We start from the raw sequence: 19,206 nt of genomic DNA, 5'->3' as shown, positions 1-19,206 counted from the left end.
TCCATGATTTCCGAAGAACCCTCCGACTTGCAGGCCACCATCGAACAGACCGATTCCGGCGAGCAGCAGTATGTGCTGCGGGCGCTCTGCGATCACCTGTCTGGCATTCGTGAGGAGCTTTCCGGCATCCGCACACTGCTGGAGGCCGGTCACGCCGCCTCGGAGGCGATGCGCGGCCAGGCCCAGGCCTATCTGGAAGCCCAGCAGGCCAGGACGCAGGAGTATCTGGATCAGATACAGGTCGAGCCGGAGCCCGATTTCTATCCCTTCGTCGAACTGCCTGCGGGCACCGAACCCCGGGATCTGCCGGACGGCAACCGACTCTTCACATTGCCCGACGGCATGATCCTGCGGACGACGGACGAACAGCGAATCTGCGTTATCGACGCCGGGGAACAGCAGGTCGTCACCCCCGGACCCGGCACGGCCGTCGAGGTCGCCCCGGGACGCCTTTACACCTTGGTCGAGTCCTATCTGAGCGCGACCCAGGAGGCAGCCGGTATCAGCGGACTGCCCGCCGGGATCGATCCGACCGCCATGGGCGCGGAACGCTTCGCGGTGGATCTACCCGAGGGCATCCGTCTCGACGTCGATCACCGGGAGCGGTTCATCACCCTGATCAACCCGGCCGGACCAATCGACTTCATCGGCATCGGCCGCATCGAGGGCATCGGCGAAACCATCGACGTCCGTCTGCTTTCCGGGGGAGCCAAGGGATTCCAGTGCGGCCAGTCCGGCCACGGCGGGCTGATCGAGGCGGACGGAACCATCCACCTGGGGCTCAAGAGCGGTCTGGATCTGGTGATCCGGTTCCAGGGAGAAGCCGTCGACGACGGCGCACCGGAAAATGGCTGCTCGGGACAGTGCGGCATCGACTGCGAGGAGCGTACCTGATGAGCTACGACTTTCTCGGTAAGGGATTGCGCTACCCGTTCCGGTTTCAGTCGGTATCCGGCGGCACCCAGGTATCGACCGCCACCTCGCGGGAGCACGAGCACATCCGCGAAAGCATCCTGCAGATCCTCGGCACACGGATCGGCGAACGGTTCATGAATCCGGAGTTCGGCTCCAGGCTGAAGGATCTGGTGTTCGAACAGAACGACGAGGTGCTCAAGGGCCTGCTGCGCCATTACGTGATCGACGCCATCAAGCGCTGGGAAAAGCGGGTGATCATCACGGAGGTGCGCTTCGACGACCGGCCGCTGAACATCGACGGCAACCTGCTGCTGGTACATATCGCCTACCGGGTGATCCAGAGCCAGGTGGACGGCAACCTGGTCTATCCCTTCTACAGAGAAGACCCGAACAATCCCGCGCCCAGCTATCCCCAGCCGGAACCCGAGCCGGAACCGCCGCCGGTGCGCAGCGTGCGCCTGTCGCCGGACGTGCGCTCACTGTTCAATCTGCTCTGGTTCGATGCGGCCGAAATGAGTCCCGATCCGGACGATTCCTTCATCTGGCCAGCCGGAGAATACGAGATCGCCTACATCGAGGGAGCCTTTCAGGACCGCAACGGCAAATGGATCGTTAGCGATCCGGGTGACAATCACGGCCATTACCTGGTCTTCGAGGGAGCGCCTGAAACGGAAGCGCCCCAGGCCGAGCATGCCCTCTATCTGGCTGCGAGCGGTCTGGGCTTCAACACCCAGAGCCAGGCGGAAGACAACGCCGCTGGCACCGTTCACCGGATCACCACGTCGGAGTCTGGTCGCATCGGCCTGTTCTATTTCGAGGGCAAGAAGGAATCCCACTACCTCAACAACACCTCCGGACAGCCCAATCCCGTCTGGCAACTGCGCGGCCCGCTCTGAGGCATCCAGCCTCCGACACATCCAGGCCCCTTCCGGTAAGTAACCGGCGTGGCGAGAGCATCAGGCGCTCTCGCATAACCGCCGAAAACCGGAGAGACCATGGGCCGCGCAAGCATCGGATATGTCAACAAGGATTACGAATCGATCCGCCAGGAGCTGTTGGCGAAGATCCCGCAGCTCACCGACCGCTGGACCGATTTCAACCACTCCGATCTCGGCGTCGTCCTGCTCGATCTGTTCTGCGGCGTGGGCGACATGCTGGCCTACTACCTGGATGCCCAGGCGGCGGAGGCCTTCCTGCCCACGGCCCGCCAGCGGCAGAACGTCATCAACCTCTGCAAGCTCATCGGCTACCGGCTGGACTCGCCGGTGGCTTCCACCACCACACTGCGTTTTCGGCTCTCCGCCCCGCTTGGCAAGGACCTGACCATTCCGGCGGGAACGGCCTGCCGTGCCTTGCTGAATGACGGCGAGGCGGATTTCGAGACGGTCGAGGACGGCCTGATCCCGCGAGGCGTGCTCTCTGTGGACATCCCGGCCCGTCAAGGCGTGCGCCGCACCGAGACCTTCACGTCGACGGGGCTGCCATTCCAGCGCATCCGCCTGACCGGCGACGTCATCGCCCAGGGCACCATCACCGTTACGGTGGGGGACGACGCCTGGAGCGAGGTCGATCATTTTCAGGACAGTATTGCCGACAGCCGCCATTTCATGGCCGACCTGGATGCGCTCGACATCTCTACCCTGATTTTCGGCGACGGGCAAAGCGGCGCTGTACCCGCTCAGGGAAGCGCCATCACCGTCAGCTATCTGCAGACCATCGGAGACCAGGGCAATCTCGGCCCGAACCGGATCACCCAACTGCTGAGCCCGGTCTACCTCGACGGCGGCCAGGTTTCCCTGACCGTCACCAACCCGGTTCCCGCCACCGGCGGCGCTTCGCGGGAAGCCCTCGAACACGCTCGCCGACGGGCACCGGCGGAGTTGCGCAGTCTCTGGAAGGCCGTCACCCTGGAGGATTACCAGGCGCTGGCCGAAGGTTACCCCGGCGTCGCCAAGGCCAAGGTGCTCGACACCAATGCCTGTCAGAACATCCGCTATTACAACGTCCAACTGGCCATCGCCCCCAACGGCGGCGGCATGCCCTCGGCGCTGCTCAAGCGGGATCTCGCGGAGTTTCTCGAACGCCGCAAGGTCATCACGGTCGAGATCAACCTGTTTGACCCGATCTACCGCCCCGTTTCCATCGACGCCGAGGTCTACGTCTGGCCCGGTGAACCGCTGGAAAACGTGCGCAGCCGCATCGAAGCCGCGCTCTCCGATTTCTTTTCCTTCGACCAAGTCTCTTTCGGCCAGACCATTCACTTCTCCGACCTGGTGGCCCTGATCGACGGCGTGCGTGGGGTCAGCCACATGCACCTCTACGCGCCCCAGCAGGACACCCTGCTGCGCCACGGCGAAATCCCGGTTCTCGGCAGCGTCAACCTCGATCTGCGGAGGGCCGGTTGATGTCGGATTGGTTCAAGGACAATCTGCTCGGCCTGCTGCCGCCGCTTTACGAGCACAACGACGAGGCCGGTGACCTGCGCACCTTTCTGAGCCTTCCCGCCGGAACGCTCGACGAGCTCAAGCAGGCCATCGACGACTTTCCGACCATCTTCGACGTCGATCACTGCGACGAACGCTTTCTGCCGCTGCTGGCGAGATTGGTCGGCCTCGAAGTGGATGGCACCTGTTCGCCGGACTGCCAGCGCCGCCGTGTGCGGGAGGCGGTCGAAATCTATCGCCGCAAGGGCACCATCACGGCCATCGAACGCGACTTTGACGCGCTCGGTTGGCAGGGAGAACTGCAGGAGACCTTCCGCTCGGCTCTGCGTCTCAATGCCCGCTCCAGACTCAGCAGCGCCAAGCTGCCCGGGCTGGTGTTCAGCCTCGGCGTGTTTCGCGTGCTGTGTCTCAACCAGACCGAGGGGCTGCGCGACGCCCTGGTGTTTCACCACCCGGCGGGCACGCGCTGTTTCTGGCTCCAGTTTCTGCTCGAATGGATCGAAGGCGGCGCGATGCTCGACTTCGGGCACGCCAACGCCGTGCGCCGGATCGTGCTGGCGTTTCTCGACGAAACCTTCGTCCTCGGACGTTCCTCGCTCGGTTCATGTTGTCACCTGACCAACAAGCAGAGGGCCTGGGAGCTGCTGCAGCTCACCAGCACCACGGAGATGATCCCGGAGATCGACCGGGCCGCCGTGAAGGTCTCCCGTTTTCACGGCCGTCAGAACCGGATGCGCCTGAACCACCGGACCCTCAACGACTGGCGGCTTCCGTACACCCGCGTCGGCGAGGACCGGGTTTCCTTCTGCACGCCCATCTACACCGGCCGTGATTTCGAAGGCGATGTGCTGGAAAGCGGCTTCGGGCTGGGCGAGAGCCATCTCAACCGCACATCGCTGACCCATGGCGAGACCGCGCTGCGCTACTGCTTCCGGCAGAAGGATTTCTTTTTCGACACGCAGGCGGAACCGGTCGAGCGGGCGGAGGCCAAGTACGACTTGCGCCTGCCCCTAGAATCCCGGCACCGCCTCTGCTTTCAGTTTGGCCGCGCCAGGCTCAACGCCGATCTCGATCTCACCGCCAACCAGGGCGGCATCAGCAATCTGCTGCTCGCCTCCACCGCTGGCTGCGATGCGGACGTCACCCTAGCCGTCGACCGGATCGACCGATGGCGGCGGAGAGGGCCTGTGTTCCGGCTGGGCGCGAACACCCTGAACACCCGGTATCTGAGCAATGCGAATCTGACCGGCGAACGGGCCTCGCTTGAAGTCTACGTGGACACGGGCTCTCTCCAGCGCCATCGGGTCGAGACCATGAAGCTGGGCGCGAGTCCGCTCAACACCACCGGCCTGCGTCTCTCCGTGGACCGGACTCGCCCCATGCGCGTCAGCCGCATGCGCCTCAACCAGGCCGGATTCCGCTGGTCGCGGCCGTCCTACCGTTGGCTGTTCCGTCAGCAGGATCTGCACGCGCCGACACAGCCCGGGTTCGAGGCCGCCACCAACAACTATCGCGCCACCCAGTGGCCCACCTGAAGGAGAACCCATGGCGATACATCTCTATCTTGACGAAGGGCTGACCCAGCAGATTTCCGAGGGGGATTTCAGCCGCCCCGAGGCCGAGAGCTACAATGGCACCGACGGCGACATCAAGGATCGGCAAATCTACGTCGCCAACGAGCAGACGAGCCTCGCCTCCGCCATCGATGCGGCGCAGACTGCCATTCCATTGGCCGAACCGCGCTTTGCCGACGGCGAACTCATCATCATCGATGGCGAGCAGATGCTCGTCGAAAGCGGCGGCGGCACCGCCAATCTCACCGTGCAGCGGGGCGTGGCCAACACCGCTCCGACCGCGCACAACGCCGGAACGACCGTCTATTCCGGCTACGACTACACCGGACTGGTGATCGATCCCATCGACGAAACCGGCACCGACGAATCGGTCTGGTACCGCCTGGCCCTGACCCAGGCCGGACTCGACACCGCCACCCAGGGCGCACCGCTCAACCTCGGTGACAAGGCCTTCCCACAGACGCGGTCTTTCTGGCGGCGCTGCACCGTGCTCCCGGGCACCCCGGTGCAAAACAAACTCGACATCAAGCTGCGCCTGACCGGCACGGAAAACCCGATTCTCTAAGGAGGCCGCCATGGCATACCACAGCTTTCAAGGACTCGCTCACGGTCGGCTCGACCTGCTCAATCAACTGCGGACCTTTCTGGTGACCACCACCGGATGGACCCTACACGACGACCAGTCGGCCGAACCGCAGCCGTATTTCGTCTTCAAGTCGCACGGGGAATCCGGAGCTGAGGACGTCTATCTGCAGTTCCGTATCAGCACCACCTCCGGGCGGATTCACGTCGCCGCATTCCAGTATTGGAACGCGACCGCCCACACCGGCATCAACGAGGCTTCGCACACCAGTTACACCTACCTGCGGGTGGAGGACAGCGCCGACTTCATCTTCTGGCTGTTCGCCGATCTGGACCACGTCTTCGTGGTGACCAAGCTCGTCTCCACCTACTACGGCCATTACAGCGGATTGCTGAAACGGTTCTGGTCCGGGGCCATCGCGCTCACGCAGGCGGCGGTCACCGCCGGAAGCGGCGTGGTGCTTCAGGTCAACGACGCCACCGTAGTCACACCCGGACAAGACTATGTGATCAAGGACGACGCGGGCATCGAACGCGTGCGGGTCAGCGCCACCGACACCGTCGCCACGCCGAACACCATTACTGTGGAGGCCCTCGTTCGGGATTACGCCTCGGGGGCAAAGATAGGCGAAGACCCGCAGCCGGTCATAAACAGTTACTACAACGCGCCGGGTACCTTTTACGCCGTGAACAAGTTCGACGGCTGGACTTCCGCCTCCGGCCAGCGGGGCCGTTGCGGCGCGGCCAACGGCGGTCTCCAGGGCGAAACCGATCCGGAGATGCGCTACGGCACCACCATCCTTTTTCCCTGGCTCGCCTCGATGTCCGGTTCCGCCGCCTACCAGGAACTGCGCGGCGAACTCATCGAGATCTTCTCCGTGGGCGGCGGCAACGTCGCCTCGGAAGACACCATTCAAATCGGAACGGACAGCTACCGCGTGTTCAACCTGACCACCGGCGGCTGGTGCGCGGTGAAGGAATAACGCCATGGCAACGCATAGCGGAAAGCTCAAACCCATCACCACGATCACCGGCCAGCGTCGTCCGGAAACGCTTGTGTCCATGAACCGTGGCCAGGCGCTCAAGCTCAGCGGGAGGATTCGCCGTGGCCGTGCATAAGGGACAACTGGCATCCATCGACACCCGCAGAGGCACACGGCGGCCGGAACTGCTCGCCATTGGAGCGGCGCAACCCGGAGCGCTTTTCGAGCTGTTTTCCGGGGCACCTGCCAGGCGCACGGTGATGGTCCGGGCCGACAGCGCCGTTCGGGTCGCCCATCGGCTAGAGCGTCGATCCGACCTCGCACTTCGCGTGAACAACCGCCTGAACCGGAGCGCCGACCTGTGGCTCGTCGTCCATGGCCGTCTGGGCGTCGATGTTGACGCGGCGGTGCGGGTGACGCGCCCCTGGCTGCGGAGTATCGACACCAGCGTCCGGACATCCGGTGCACACATCAGCCGCTCCGACACCGTTCAGCGCATCGCGATCCCGGCCGGGCTGCTGGCCGACACGTGCCAGATCCTGTTCGCGGTGCTCATCGATCAAGACCACGAAATTCAGACCTAAAGGAGAACAGCAATGGCACTGGGACTCATCGTTAAAACCGGCCGGATACTGACGGCCAAACTCCTCCTCGGCCAGGCCGTGGACGGCATCACCCACTGCGCAATCGGCGACGGGGACGCCAGCTTCACCGACCCGCAGAATCCGCCCGCGCCGGACATCGGCCAGACCGGGCTCAAAAACGAACGCGCCCGCAAGCGCTACTACAAGCGGACCTTCCTCAAGGAGGACGCCGAAGGGGCGCTCCTGGTCAACGGCGTGCGCTATCTCGAAACCGGCGAGGAGACCAACACCATCGGCATCTTCTTTCGCTTCGACGAGGCCGAGGCCAACGGCATCACCATCCGCGAATACGGATTCTTCGGCGGCGACGTGCAGTACGTGCAAAGCGTCACCAGGGATCTCGCCATGGGCGGCGTGTTCCATCAGGACACCAACCCGACCGGCGAGGTGCTGCGCCCGGGCTACCTGTACGAGGTGAAGAACATTCCCGACTTCAACAAGATTTCCGACACCCGCGTGGAGCTGGTCGGGATCATCAAGATCTAACTGGAGGATTCAAACATGAGCATCTCACGCGAGACATTCGACCCGACCAAGAACTACAAGCGCATCCGCTACCATCAGGATCGCGATCTGCTGGATTCCGAACTCAACGAGCAGCAGGACATCATCAACCTGGAGCGGCGCAAGATCGCCGACATCCTGTTCAAGGAAGGCTCCATCATCATGGGCCTCGAGGTCAGCGCGGCCGCCAACGTCCTGACCCTGGCCCCGGGAGTGGTCTACATCGACGGCCATCTGGAACAGGTGAGCGGCGCGACCCTGACCTATGATCCGGCCACCACCAGCGGGGCCGATTACGTCTATGTGGAGCTACTGAAGTACAACTACGGCTACACCCAGGACCCGGCCCTGATCAATCCGGCCACCGGCGAGCCCACCGCCGAGCGGGAAAAATGGGTTCTTTCTCTCAAGGCGACGGACACCAGCGGCCAGACGCTGCCCAACAACGTGACCGAGCGCCGGGTGATTCCGATCTACAAGTTCGACCGCGAGAGCGGCGACGTCACGCCCACGGTGCAGGAGAAGTCCAACCTCTACCTGCGGGATCTGCTGGGCACGCTGCCGGGCAGCCGGATCACCGTCTCCTCGATCACCGAGGACCAGCTCTCCTTCGCCGCCGCCGAGGGGCTGAACTCCCTGATTCAGAACCTCGCCGAGCGCACCTTCGACCAGGCCGGAAGCTATCTGGTGCGGGGCTTCGACACCTTCATCGGCGGCGTCGACGACGACAGCGTGGAGGCGATCACCAACGCCGGACGCGCCTACATCCAGGGCTTCCGGCATCAGCGCGATCTGCCCACCTCGACCCTGGTGCCCAAATCCATCGCCACCAAGTCGGTGCGCGGCGAGCAGAAGACCTTCGACATCAACAAGCGCCGCTATCCGGTCAACTCCACGCCGCTCAAGGAGACGACCCAGGTGGAAGCCATCGTCGAGATCACCCGCAACGTCACTCGCGGCTCGGTGGGCGGCGGCGAAGACCTGCTCGATCCCAATCCCGTGGTGGACATCCTCGAGGTCAGCCAGGGGGCGACCATCTTTCAGAAGGGCGTGGACTGGCAGCAGTCCGGCAACCATGTCGACTGGCTCGGCTCCGGCAACGAACCGGCCATCGGCACCACCTACACGGTGCGCTGGACCTACACCAAACAGATGGTCAAGGGCACCGACTACGTGGACAGCGGCTGGTTCGGGCAGGCCAACCATCCGGCGGCCGGAAACTACTTCTATCTGGTGACCGCCTACAACGCCACCGGTGAGACCGCCTTCAACGCCGCTGCGGTCATCGCCCGGGCCACCGCCGCCGGTGAGATGAACAAGCTCTCCTGGCTGCCGGTCAGCGGCGCGACCGGCTATCGCGTCTACCGGGCAGCCACCAACGGCGCACGCACCGACTACAAGCGACTGATGGAGCTGGGCAGTGAGGCACTCTCCTACATCGACGACGGCGTCGAGGAGGTCGGCACCGCTTCGCCTCCGGCCACCAACACGGCCGGACTCACCATGTCGCCGGTCCAGCTCGAGCTGGGCAACGGGGGCGTGATCAACTTCGGGCGCGGCAGCCTCGGCGATCAGCCGGTGAACGGCTCCAACTGCAGCCTGGACTACGACTATTACCTCGGCCGCCGCGACATCGTTTACGCCACCACCACCGAGATCAAGCGGCTGGAAGGGGCTCCGGCGGATTTCCCGAAGCTGCCCATCGTGCCGGAAAACGCCCTGGAGCTGTGCAGCATCGACTGCCCGCCCAACTCCACCGACATGGAGATTCGCAACTTCGGCCTGACCCGCATCACCATGGACCAGATCCACGACATCATCCAGGACGTCGAGGACCTGAAGTACAACGATGCCCAGTACCAGATGAACAACGAGCTGCAGAACCGGGACGCCCAGACCAAGAAAGGCATCTACTCGGACGACTTCTCGAACACCGCCCAGTCGGACATCTACCACGCCGAATGGGACGCCCGGGTCAACGAGATCGCCCGCTTCGTCGCGCCGGACCGTATTCCGCACTCCACGGTGCTCTCGGTTGATCAGGCGGGCAGCAACGCGAGCTTCTTCGGCAGTCTGGCGCTGTTGCCGGGCAACGAGACCGTGCTGGTTGAACAGAACGACTGGTCCGAGGAGCGCAACATCAACCCCTACGCCGTATTCGACAAGCCCCCGGCCATGCTGCAGATCACGCCCAACCTCGGGCGGCGTGGCCAGACCGGGATCGCCGTCACCGGCATCAACTTCACCCCGAGCAAGTCCGGCATCGTGCTGCGCTGCGACGGCCAGGTGATGGCCAGCAACCTGATCAGCGACGAGGCCGGTCGGGTCAGCGCCTCCTTCACCATTCCGACCAACGCCCGCAACGGCAACCGCATCGTGGAGATGGCCGACGGCGTCTACTCGGCCCGGGCCAGCCTGCAGATCAACGATCCGCTGGTCATCACCCGCATCGAGCGCATCATCGAGAACCGCATCATCCGCGTGCCCGTGGTGCAGGTGGTCTGGCGCACCCAGACCATCTTCGTGCCCCGTGACCCCCTGGCCCAGACCTTCAGCTTCACCCAAAACCAGGTGATCTCCAGCATCGGGCTTCAGTTCACCGCCAGGGACCCGAGCATCCCGGTCACGGTGCAGATTCGCGGCGTCACCACCGGTTTGCCCAACGGCGTGGTGTTCGCCGAAAAGGTGCTGGCCCCGAACGAGATCAGCCTGAGCGGCGAGACCCGCATTCGCTTCGACGACCCGTTCTACGCCGAGGCCAACACCAGCTATGCCGTGGTGCTGCTGACCAACAGCACCAACTACAAGGTGCGCACCGCCACCCTGGGCAAGATGGGCCGCTGGGGCATCATCACCCGCCAGACCTACATGGAAGGCGTGCTGCTGGAGAGCTCCAACGCCGAGACCTGGACACCGCTCAACGGCTCCGACCTGGCGATGAAGATCTACGGCTACAACTTCCAATCCGAGGGGATGATCCGCTTCCAGCCGATCACCGGCGTGCAGTTCTCCGACATCAACCTCGACGAATACTCGGCCATTCCCCAGGGCACCAGCCTCGACTGGGAATACTCCACCGACGGCGGCGTGACCTGGGACGCCATGGTTCCGGCCGAGGAGGAACGGCTGCCCAACCTCGCCACCCGGGTCCAGATCCGCGTGCGCCTGAGCAGCTCGCTTTCCAACGACACCCCGGCCATCAACTTCCGCGACGTCAACCTGTTGGGCTACCTCAACAAGACCACCGGGGCCTACCTGACCCGCGAGAACGAGCTGACCCAGGGAGTGGAATCGACCAAGGCCTATGTGCAGATGCAGATCCCCAGCGGCACCACCCTGCAATGGTACGCCAGCAACGACGGCGGCCTTACCTGGGAGGCGATGACCATCCAGGACACCCGGCCCATCGACGAGAACTGGACCGAGTACACCCTGGTGCGAACCTTCACCGACAACACCGGCAACAAGGTCCGTTACAAGGCCGAGATGACCGGCACGCCGCTGATCTACCCGCGCATCCATTCGCTGGGCGCGACCCTGAGCTAAGGAGGCACGGCCATGATCGTTCGACGCAAAGGCGGCCTGACCGAGTTCATTCCCACGCCGCAGGAGAAGCGCGACGGCCTGATCCGCGACAACGCCCTGGGCCTGCTGGAAAATCTGCACCAGCGCCTGGCGCGGCTGGAACGGGCATCAAAGCTCCCGGCCGACGAAGCGGAGGCCTTCACGGCGCTGCTGGCGGGGATGCGGGCCGACGAGTCGCGCAACCTCGAGCTGCACGCCAGCCTGATCACCTCTGATACCGCCTCCGGCTGACCCGCTCGCTGCCACCGCCAACCCAGAAACCCCGGATACGGCCAGTCCGTTCCGGGGGTTCTGCCGCCTGTGCGCCGCCCAATCCGGCCAAGTTCGCAAGTCATTGAAAATAAAGGTGTTAAATGTCGGCTTCGGCTGTTCTTCTACTTGATTTGTGTCCGGAAAGAAGCATTCATTCATGGTGTGAGCGAAGGCTGAAAAGCCTTACCAGACAATGACTTAGAAGCGCCATGAACGACGGAGGCACGCATGAACCTGAAAGAGATCCACTACGGGATCGAGATCGAGACCGTAAAACGCACCCGGGAACAGATCGCCTGGGCCATCCACTCGGTGGTGGGCGGCACGGTCCGCCATGTCGGCATCCCCAGCAGCTATGACCCCTGGGAGGTCGAGGACCTGCGCGGCCGCGTCTGGAAGGTGGTGGGGGACGCCTCCCTGACCAGCGTCCCGGCCCATCTGCGGGCCGAGGTGGTCAGCCCGGTGCTCGGCTACGACGACATCCCGCAACTGCAGGAGGCGGTCCGGGCCATCCGCCGCGCCGGGGGCAAGATCAACAGCCAGTGCGGCATCCACATCCATATCGACGCCGCGCCCTTCGACGGCAGGCACCTGGGCAACCTGGCCAAGATCGTCTACAAGCAGGAGCCGCTGATCCTCCACGCCCTCGGCATCAGCCGTGACCGGCTCAACCGCTACACCCGGCCGGTCAGCGACGAGCTGATCCAGCGCATCGAACAGCATCGCCCCCGTACCAAGGGCCAGCTCAACCGCATCTGGTACGGCTACCACAACCGCCAGCCCCAGCACTACGACAACAGCCGCTACCACGGGGTCAACCTGCATAACGTCTGGTACCGGGGCACGGTGGAGTTCCGCTGGTTCGAGGCGACCCTCCACGCGGGGCGGATCAAGGCCTACCTGCAGTTCTGCCTCGCCGTCGCCGCCAAGGCGCTCAATGGATGAGCCGCATCCAGCCGCAAGCGGGATTTCGATCCCCAAAGCGCCAAGTACGACTTCCGGGTCTTCCTGCTCCACCTCGGCTTGATCGGCGAGAGCTGATTCGCGCCATCCCTGGCGCTCACCCTTCGGGCGCACTTCGTGCGTCCAAATCGGCTGTCCTGCCGATTTGTCAAGACCGCCCGCAAGCATCTGATGGCCAACATGCCCGGCGACGCCGCCTTCAAGAACGGACGACCCAAACCGGAGAACGTCCTCCCGGACGAAACCGAAACCACCACTCTCACCAACGAGGCCGGGCAAGTTCCCGGCCTCACTGTTTAAGGAGGTGCCCCATGAAGATTCTGATCCGCTCCACCCGGCTTTCCGGCGAACCGATCCCCGGCAGCGGGGAAACCCTGCAGGCCGCTGACTGCCTCGAAGTTGTCGAACTGATGCGCGGCCAGACGCCGTTCACCGCCAGCCGAGCGCCCAGGGACTACATGACGGAGGTACTCTCCGGCATCGAAGGCGGGCCGACCCAGCCTCTGCCGGAGGACGCCGCCGCTGCGGCCGCCGAGTTTCTCACCCGTTTGGCCGGGTACGGTCTGATCGAGTTCCTGCCCGACGAAAAGGCCAGCGATCCCTGGCCCGAACGCTTCCTCGAAGCCTTGGAGACGGTGCGGCTCTCCGGGCTCACCAACATGCTCGACCAACCGGAGGTGACCCGGCTGACCGCCGAGATGGGCTACCCGGAGGTGGCCGAGTGGCTGGCGGACCACCGGCGCAAATACGCGGCCTTTGTTCTCGAAGGGACGAGACCGCTCGGCAAGAACTTCGGCGGCGAGGAGGACCCGGCTCCATGTGCGGACAAGTAGGCATCATCTTCGGCCGCAAGCGCAGACGGCCCGACGAGCGCGACTACCTGCGCGAGCTCTTCATCCGCATGCTGCTGCACAGCGAGGAACGCGGGCCGCACGCTTCCGGTCTCGCCTGGCTCAAGACCGACGGCAGCCACCGCATCTTCAAGCGACCGATGCGGGCACACGAGCTGGTCTACGAGAAGCCTTTCCAGGAGCTGCTCGGGCAGGTCGGCAACGAGACCACCATCCTCATGGGCCACACCCGTTGGCGCACCCGGGGCAACGAGTTCAACAACCGCAACAACCATCCCATCCGGGCTGGGATCGTCATCGGCACCCACAACGGCACCATCTACAACGCCGATTATCTGTTCCGCCGCCTCGGGCTGCCGCGCTACGCCGAGGTGGACAGTGAGCTGATCTTCCGTCTGGCCGACCGTTTCGCGCCTGAAGGCCCCATCGATCAGGCGGACCTGAAGAAGGCGCTTGCCCTCTGTCGCGGCCAGATGAGCGCTGTGCTGGCCTCGCGCCTCGACCCCGGCACCATCACCGTGCTCAAGGGCAACAAGCCGCTCTGTCTGCGCATCCACCGTCAGCACCGGGTAGTGCTTTACGCCTCGGAGTCCGCCTTCATCGACTTTGCCGTGGACAACGAGAAGGGCTGGCGCGAGCTGGAGGTGCCGCCCATGACCATGCTCACCATCCGTCACGAGGATGTGCGGGCCATCGAAAACAGCGAATTCCGCTTCATCCCCCAGGAGCGCAAAGGGACACTGCCCGAAGGAGTGAATGCATGAACATTGGAGACACCGCGAAGCTGAACACAAACCCGGAAGACACTCCCGAGACCATCCTCCGGCTCTTCGTCTACGGCACCCTGAAACGGGGCTACTGGAATCATCAACGCTTCTGCGCCCAGGCCCGCAGCATCGAACCGGCCGTGGTCTGGGGCAGGCTGTACTACCTCCACGCCGGGTTCCCGGCGCTCGAGGTACCGGAGGGGCTGATCCTGGCCCGGGGCACCGCCGACCCAATGGCCGATGCCCGCAGACAACAGGAGATCGACACGCCACGCTTCGGCCGCCCGACCGGTGACTGGGATCTGATCCATGGAGAGCTGGTGACCTTCACCGATCCGCAACGCGACCTGCCGCCCATCGACCGGCTGGAAGGCTTTCGGCCCGGCGGGCACAGCATGTACCAGCGGGTGATGGTGGCTTCACTGCAAGGCACAACCGCATGTGCCGTATGGATTTACATCATGCGTGCGCCTCAAAACGGCGAGCGGATCGCCAACGACAATCAGGCCGTTTTTTGGAAAAGTCGGCACTAATCGGCACAAAACGCTTGATTTTGGTAATCCGCCAATGTAATTTGTGGGGGTTAATTTGCGGCACTGTGTCCGGATTTCGGGTTTCCCGGAGACCTTCGGGCTTTTACCGAAAACATGATGAACGAAGGACGAAGGCTATGGATGAGAGATGGCTGACGGTCGATGACATTTGTAAATATCTGAATGTAAGCAACGAGACGGTCTACAAGTGGATCGAACAACGGGCTATGCCCGGTCATCGCGTCGGCCGTCGCTGGATGTTCAAACAAGACGAAGTGGACGAATGGGTCCGCTCCGGCGGTGCGGCTGATAAATCCGATAAGCCGGACACCGAGCAGTAAGGAGCGACCATGGCCGAACCGATTCACGACAAGTTAAAACGATCCCTCCAGGCAGCCGAAGGCTTATACCACCGCCTGGTGCTGCTGGTGGGTGAGACCGGTTCCGGCAAGACCGGCGTCCTTCGGGATATTGCCGAGGAGTTCGGCTCGTCCGTCGTTAACGTCAATCTGGCGCTCTCCGGCGAGCTACTGGAGCTGACAGCCAAGCAACGGTCACTGCGGCTGCCGGGCATCCTCGATCAGATCGCGGACCAGGCTCAGTCACTCGTGGTGCTGGATAATCTCGAGATCCTCTTCGACAAGGATCTCCAGCAGGACCCCTTGCGGCTGCTGCAGTCCATTTCAAGAAACCGGGCCGTGGTGGCTTCGTGGAACGGAATCGTGAATTCCGGGAGGCTTTTGTACGCCGAAACCGGCCATCCCGAGTACCGCAGCTATGACTCGGTCGATGCGCTGATTGTGGGCATGGATGGCACGGCCACGGTCGATTCGGCAAAAAACAATAGAGAGGCAGGACAAGCATGAAATACGGAGACCTTATCCAATTCGACCCGATTGAGTCGGTCGTTCAGTTGCGTGACGCGGACAAATCGAGCGCCGCGCACACCCTCGTGAACACCTATGTCATTTCCGAGGAAATGGCCGAACGGCTCACCCAGCTTGTCATTCCTCAGATGCAGTTCGACCAGCCGGTTGACAACAAAGGACTGCTGGTCGTCGGTAACTACGGCACCGGTAAGTCGCACTTGATGTCGGTGGTCTCCAGTCTTGCCGCAGACGCCTCCCTGCTGGAAGGGCTGAACCACGCCGGTGTCCGCGATGCAGCCTCTCAGATCGCAGGTCGGTTCAAGGTCATCCGTACCGAGATCGGAGCCACCACCATGTCCCTGCGCGACATCCTGGTGGCCGAACTGGAAGAGCATCTCGAAAAACTCGGTGTGGAGTATGTGTTCCCCGAGGCGGGCACCATCACCAGCCACAAGCGGGCCTTCGAGGACATGATGGCCAAGTTCGGCGAGGTGTTCCCCGAACACGGCCTGCTGCTGGTGGTCGATGAGCTGCTCGACTACCTGCGTACCCGCAAGGATCAGGAGCTGATCCTCGACCTCAACTTCCTCCGCGAGGTCGGCGAGGTCTGCAAGGATCTGCGCTTCCGCTTCATGGCCGGTGTCCAGGAAGCCATTTTCGACAGCCCGCGCTTCGCTTTTGTCGCCGACAGCATCCGCCGGGTGAAGGACCGCTTCGAGCAGATCCTCATTGCCCGCAGCGATGTGAAATTTGTCGTCGCCGAGCGTCTGCTCAAGAAGACAACCGAGCAACAGGCCAAGATCCGCGACTACCTGATGCCCTTTGCTAAATACTACGGCGGGCTCAACGAGCGCATGGACGAGTTTGTACGGCTCTTCCCGGTGCATCCCGATTACATCGACACCTTCGAACGCGTCACCGTGGTGGAAAAGCGCGAGGTGCTCAAGACCCTGTCCATGGGCATGAAAGGCATCCTCGGCAAGGATGTGCCGCAAGACGAGCCCGGCCTGATCGCCTTCGACAGCTATTGGAACACGCTCAAGCAGAACGCCTCGTTCCGCGCCATTCCCGAGATCCGGGCGGTTATCGATTGCAGCCAGGTGCTGGAATCCCGCATCGAGAACGCCATCACCCGCAAGCAATACAAGCCGATGGCGCTGCGCCTGATCCATGCGCTGTCCGTCCACCGCCTCACCACCGGCGACATCTATGCTCCCATGGGCGCATCAGCCGAAGAGCTGCGCGACCGTCTCTGCCTGTTTGATCCGCTGATCGCCGAGCTGGGTAGCGACGAACCCGACAAGGATCTCCAGACCCATGTGGAAACGGTCCTGCGCGAGATCCATAAAACAGTCAGCGGCCAGTTCATCTCCTTCAATGCCGACAACCGCCAGTTCTACCTCGATCTGAAGAAGACCGACGACTTCGACGCCCTGATTGACAAGCGGGCCGAAAGCCTGGGTCAGGCTCAGCTCGACCGTTTCTATTACGAGGCGCTCAAGCGGGTCATGGAATGCCAGGACGCCACCTATGTGACCGGCTACAAAATCTGGCAGCACGAACTGGTCTGGCAGGAGCATAAGGCAGCCCGCAGTGGTTATCTGTTTTTCGGTGCTCCCAACGAGCGCTCCACCGCCGTGCCGCAGCGGGACTTCTACCTTTATTTCATCCAGCCTAACGACCCGCCACGCTTCAAGGATGACAAGGTCAACGACGAGGTCTTCTTCCGCTTGAAAGGCACCGACGAGGAATTCCAGACTGCGCTGAAAAGCTATGCGGCGGCGCTGGACCTTGCGGCTACCTCCTCGGGCCATGCCAAGGCCACCTACGAAGCGAAGGCCAACGGCTTTCTGAAGAAGCTGGTCCAGTGGCTGCAAAAGCACATGAGCGACTCATTCGAGGTCACCTATCAGGGCCGCGCCAAGTCCATGACCGAATGGGCCAAAGGCAAATCGATCCGCGACCTGTCCGGTCTGTCGCCCCACGAGACCATCAACTTCCGCGACCTGGTCAATACCATCGCCGGTGTCTGCCTGGCTCCGAACTTCGAGAACCAGGCCCCGGATTATCCGTTCTTCTCGGTCCTGATCACCGGCAACAACCGCGCCCAGGCCGCGCAGGACGCCCTGCGGGCCATCGCCGGGCAGAACCGCACCAAGCAGGCCACCGCCGTGCTGGACGCCCTGGAGCTGCTCGACGGCGAGAAGATCGACCCCTACAAGTCAAAGTACACCAAGTTCATCCTCGATGCCGTCAAGGCCAAGGGCCACGGCCAGGTGGTGAACCGCAGCGAGATCATCCAGGACGACCACGGGCTGGAATACATGAATCCCGGCGGTGGTCGGCTCGAACCTGAATGGGTGGCGGTCATCCTGGCGTCACTGGTCTACTCCGGTGACATCGTGCTCGCCATCCCGGGCAAAAAATTTGACGCTACCGGACTGCAGCAGCTTGCCGCGACCGGCATGGATGAGCTGGTCCGTTTCAAGCACCTGGAGCAACCGAAAGAATGGAACCTGCCCGCGCTTAAAAGCCTGTTCGAACTGCTTGGCATGACGCCGGGCATGGCCCAGCTCGTCACCCAGGGCAAGGATGAGCCGGTGCAGAACCTGCAGCAGGCGGTGGGCAAGATCGTCAAGCGCATCGTCATGACCCAGCAGACCCTGCGCGAAGGACTTTCCTTCTGGGGCCTGGACCTGCTCGCGGGCACCGGCCTGGCCAGCCAGGCCAGCGGACTGGACGAGGCCAAGGGCTTCTTTGAATCGCTCCAGGCCTACTCCTCACCGGGCAAGCTGAAAAACTTCCGCTACAGCGCTCCCGAAGTGCTGGCCCATGAAAAGGCCGTGAAGGCGCTGGATGAACTGGATGCCCTGCGCGAGTTCATCATGGATCACAGCCCGACGGCATCCTGGCTCTCCACCGCCGAGGCGGTGCTGCCCGCCGAGCATGACTGGGTGGATCGCATGAAGACCACTCGGCAGGACGTGCTGGATGCCCTCAAGCAGGCCGACCTCACCGAGCTGGCCAGCCAGTCCCAGAGCATCGGGGCCAAGCTGCAGAAGCTGAAGAAGGATTACACCGTCGCCTACATCGGCCTGCACACCAAGGCCCGGCTGGGCGTGAACGACGACAAGCGCAAGGCGGGCCTGCTCAACAATCAGCGCCTGCAAACCCTGCTCAAGCTGGCTGGTATCGATCTGATGCCCCGGCAGCAGCTCACCGATTACCAGAACCGCCTGGCCGGGCTGAAGAGCTGCTTCGCCCTGACCAAGCAAAACCTCGACGCCTCGCCGATCTGCCCGCATTGTGGCTTCCGGCCTTCGATGGAGGCCGGTGCGGCGGCAGGCTCGCAGATGATCGACCAGATGGACGCCCAGCTCGATGCCATGGTGACGGCCTGGACCTCCACCATCCTCAGTAACCTGGAGGACCCGATCACCCAGACCAACATGGATCTGCTGAAGATCGATGACCGCGAGCCTCTGGAGGCCTTCATTAAGTCGAAGGAACTGCCGGTGCCGTTAGACAGCAACTTTGTCCACGCCCTGAAGGAAGTGCTCTCCGGCCTGGTCAAGGTCACCGTCAAGGCGCAGGAGCTGCATACTGCCCTGCAGGTTACCGATGGCCCGGCCACTCCGGCGGAGATGAAGAAACGCTTTGAGGAGTACATCGATCAGCTCACCAAGGGCAAGGACCCGGCCAAGGTGCGGATCGTCATGGAATGAATGAGTCTCGGGTCG

The 19,206-nt window shown here is 63.1% G+C and carries 17 protein-coding genes and 2 pseudogenes; all 19 read left to right on the top strand.

What is annotated here, in order from left to right:
- The first annotated feature begins 3 nt into the window (after positions 1-3).
- Positions 4-894, top strand: a complete 891-nt coding sequence (locus tag BR00_RS05080) for a hypothetical protein (RefSeq protein WP_496476528.1) — start codon at positions 4-6, stop codon at positions 892-894.
- Positions 894-1,811 (top strand): GPW/gp25 family protein, encoded by a 918-nt coding sequence (locus BR00_RS05075; protein ID WP_496476527.1) that lies wholly within the window; start codon positions 894-896, stop codon positions 1,809-1,811. Before BR00_RS05080 ends, BR00_RS05075 begins: the two co-directional genes overlap by 1 nt.
- A 99-nt stretch (positions 1,812-1,910) precedes the next feature.
- Complete coding sequence (locus BR00_RS05070; protein ID WP_496476526.1) at positions 1,911-3,320, top strand: baseplate J/gp47 family protein; 1,410 nt, start codon at positions 1,911-1,913, stop codon at positions 3,318-3,320.
- A complete protein-coding gene (locus tag BR00_RS05065; protein ID WP_496476525.1) occupies positions 3,320-4,894 on the top strand; it encodes a phage tail protein in 1,575 nt (524 codons plus the stop codon). Before BR00_RS05070 ends, BR00_RS05065 begins: the two co-directional genes overlap by 1 nt.
- A 10-nt stretch (positions 4,895-4,904) precedes the next feature.
- Positions 4,905-5,498: a hypothetical protein gene (locus BR00_RS05060; protein ID WP_496476524.1), complete on the top strand. Its 594-nt coding sequence runs from the start codon at positions 4,905-4,907 to the stop codon at positions 5,496-5,498.
- A 10-nt stretch (positions 5,499-5,508) separates the two neighbouring features.
- Entirely contained in the window at positions 5,509-6,498 is a 990-nt protein-coding gene (locus tag BR00_RS05055; protein ID WP_496476523.1) for a hypothetical protein, read from the top strand.
- A 4-nt stretch (positions 6,499-6,502) separates the two neighbouring features.
- Positions 6,503-6,634, top strand: coding sequence for a hypothetical protein (locus BR00_RS05050; RefSeq protein WP_268870160.1), 132 nt, complete (start codon positions 6,503-6,505; stop codon positions 6,632-6,634).
- Positions 6,621-7,082, top strand: a complete 462-nt coding sequence (locus BR00_RS05045; RefSeq protein ID WP_496476522.1) for a hypothetical protein — start codon at positions 6,621-6,623, stop codon at positions 7,080-7,082. Before BR00_RS05050 ends, BR00_RS05045 begins: the two co-directional genes overlap by 14 nt.
- A 12-nt stretch (positions 7,083-7,094) precedes the next feature.
- On the top strand, positions 7,095-7,628 hold the full coding sequence (locus BR00_RS05040) for a BW3TFN family phage tail fiber component (RefSeq protein WP_496476521.1): 534 nt from the start codon (positions 7,095-7,097) through the stop codon (positions 7,626-7,628).
- Between the two features lie 15 nt (positions 7,629-7,643).
- Positions 7,644-11,192: a DUF4815 domain-containing protein gene (locus BR00_RS05035; RefSeq protein WP_496476520.1), complete on the top strand. Its 3,549-nt coding sequence runs from the start codon at positions 7,644-7,646 to the stop codon at positions 11,190-11,192.
- A gap of 12 nt (positions 11,193-11,204) precedes the next feature.
- Positions 11,205-11,462, top strand: a complete 258-nt coding sequence (locus tag BR00_RS05030; RefSeq protein ID WP_496476519.1) for a VrlD — start codon at positions 11,205-11,207, stop codon at positions 11,460-11,462.
- Between the two features lie 249 nt (positions 11,463-11,711).
- Positions 11,712-12,519, top strand: a pseudogene (locus tag BR00_RS05025) (amidoligase family protein); the annotation flags it as partial.
- Positions 12,520-12,593: 74 nt separating this feature from the next.
- A pseudogene (locus BR00_RS05020) lies at positions 12,594-12,746 on the top strand (amidoligase family protein); the annotation flags it as partial.
- A gap of 11 nt (positions 12,747-12,757) precedes the next feature.
- Positions 12,758-13,279 (top strand): DUF5049 domain-containing protein, encoded by a 522-nt coding sequence (locus BR00_RS05015; protein ID WP_496476518.1) that lies wholly within the window; start codon positions 12,758-12,760, stop codon positions 13,277-13,279.
- The gene (locus BR00_RS05010) at positions 13,264-14,061 is read left to right on the top strand and encodes a class II glutamine amidotransferase (protein ID WP_496476517.1); all 798 of its coding nucleotides are present in this window, start codon (positions 13,264-13,266) and stop codon (positions 14,059-14,061) included. The genes BR00_RS05015 and BR00_RS05010 overlap by 16 nt, the downstream gene beginning before the upstream one ends.
- Positions 14,058-14,597, top strand: a complete 540-nt coding sequence (locus tag BR00_RS05005; protein WP_496476516.1) for a gamma-glutamylcyclotransferase family protein — start codon at positions 14,058-14,060, stop codon at positions 14,595-14,597. Before BR00_RS05010 ends, BR00_RS05005 begins: the two co-directional genes overlap by 4 nt.
- A gap of 137 nt (positions 14,598-14,734) precedes the next feature.
- Positions 14,735-14,938: a helix-turn-helix domain-containing protein gene (locus tag BR00_RS05000; RefSeq protein ID WP_011927933.1), complete on the top strand. Its 204-nt coding sequence runs from the start codon at positions 14,735-14,737 to the stop codon at positions 14,936-14,938.
- A gap of 9 nt (positions 14,939-14,947) precedes the next feature.
- On the top strand, positions 14,948-15,463 hold the full coding sequence (brxF, locus tag BR00_RS04995; protein WP_496476515.1) for a BREX-3 system P-loop-containing protein BrxF: 516 nt from the start codon (positions 14,948-14,950) through the stop codon (positions 15,461-15,463).
- Positions 15,460-19,191, top strand: coding sequence for a DUF6079 family protein (locus tag BR00_RS04990; protein ID WP_496476514.1), 3,732 nt, complete (start codon positions 15,460-15,462; stop codon positions 19,189-19,191). The genes brxF and BR00_RS04990 overlap by 4 nt, the downstream gene beginning before the upstream one ends.
- The last annotated feature ends 15 nt before the right edge of the window (positions 19,192-19,206 follow it).

This window comes from Thermodesulfomicrobium thermophilum DSM 16697 (genome assembly GCF_059568695.1).
Note: the sequence above shows the minus strand (reverse complement) of the source record. Positions and strands in the feature narration are given on the sequence as shown.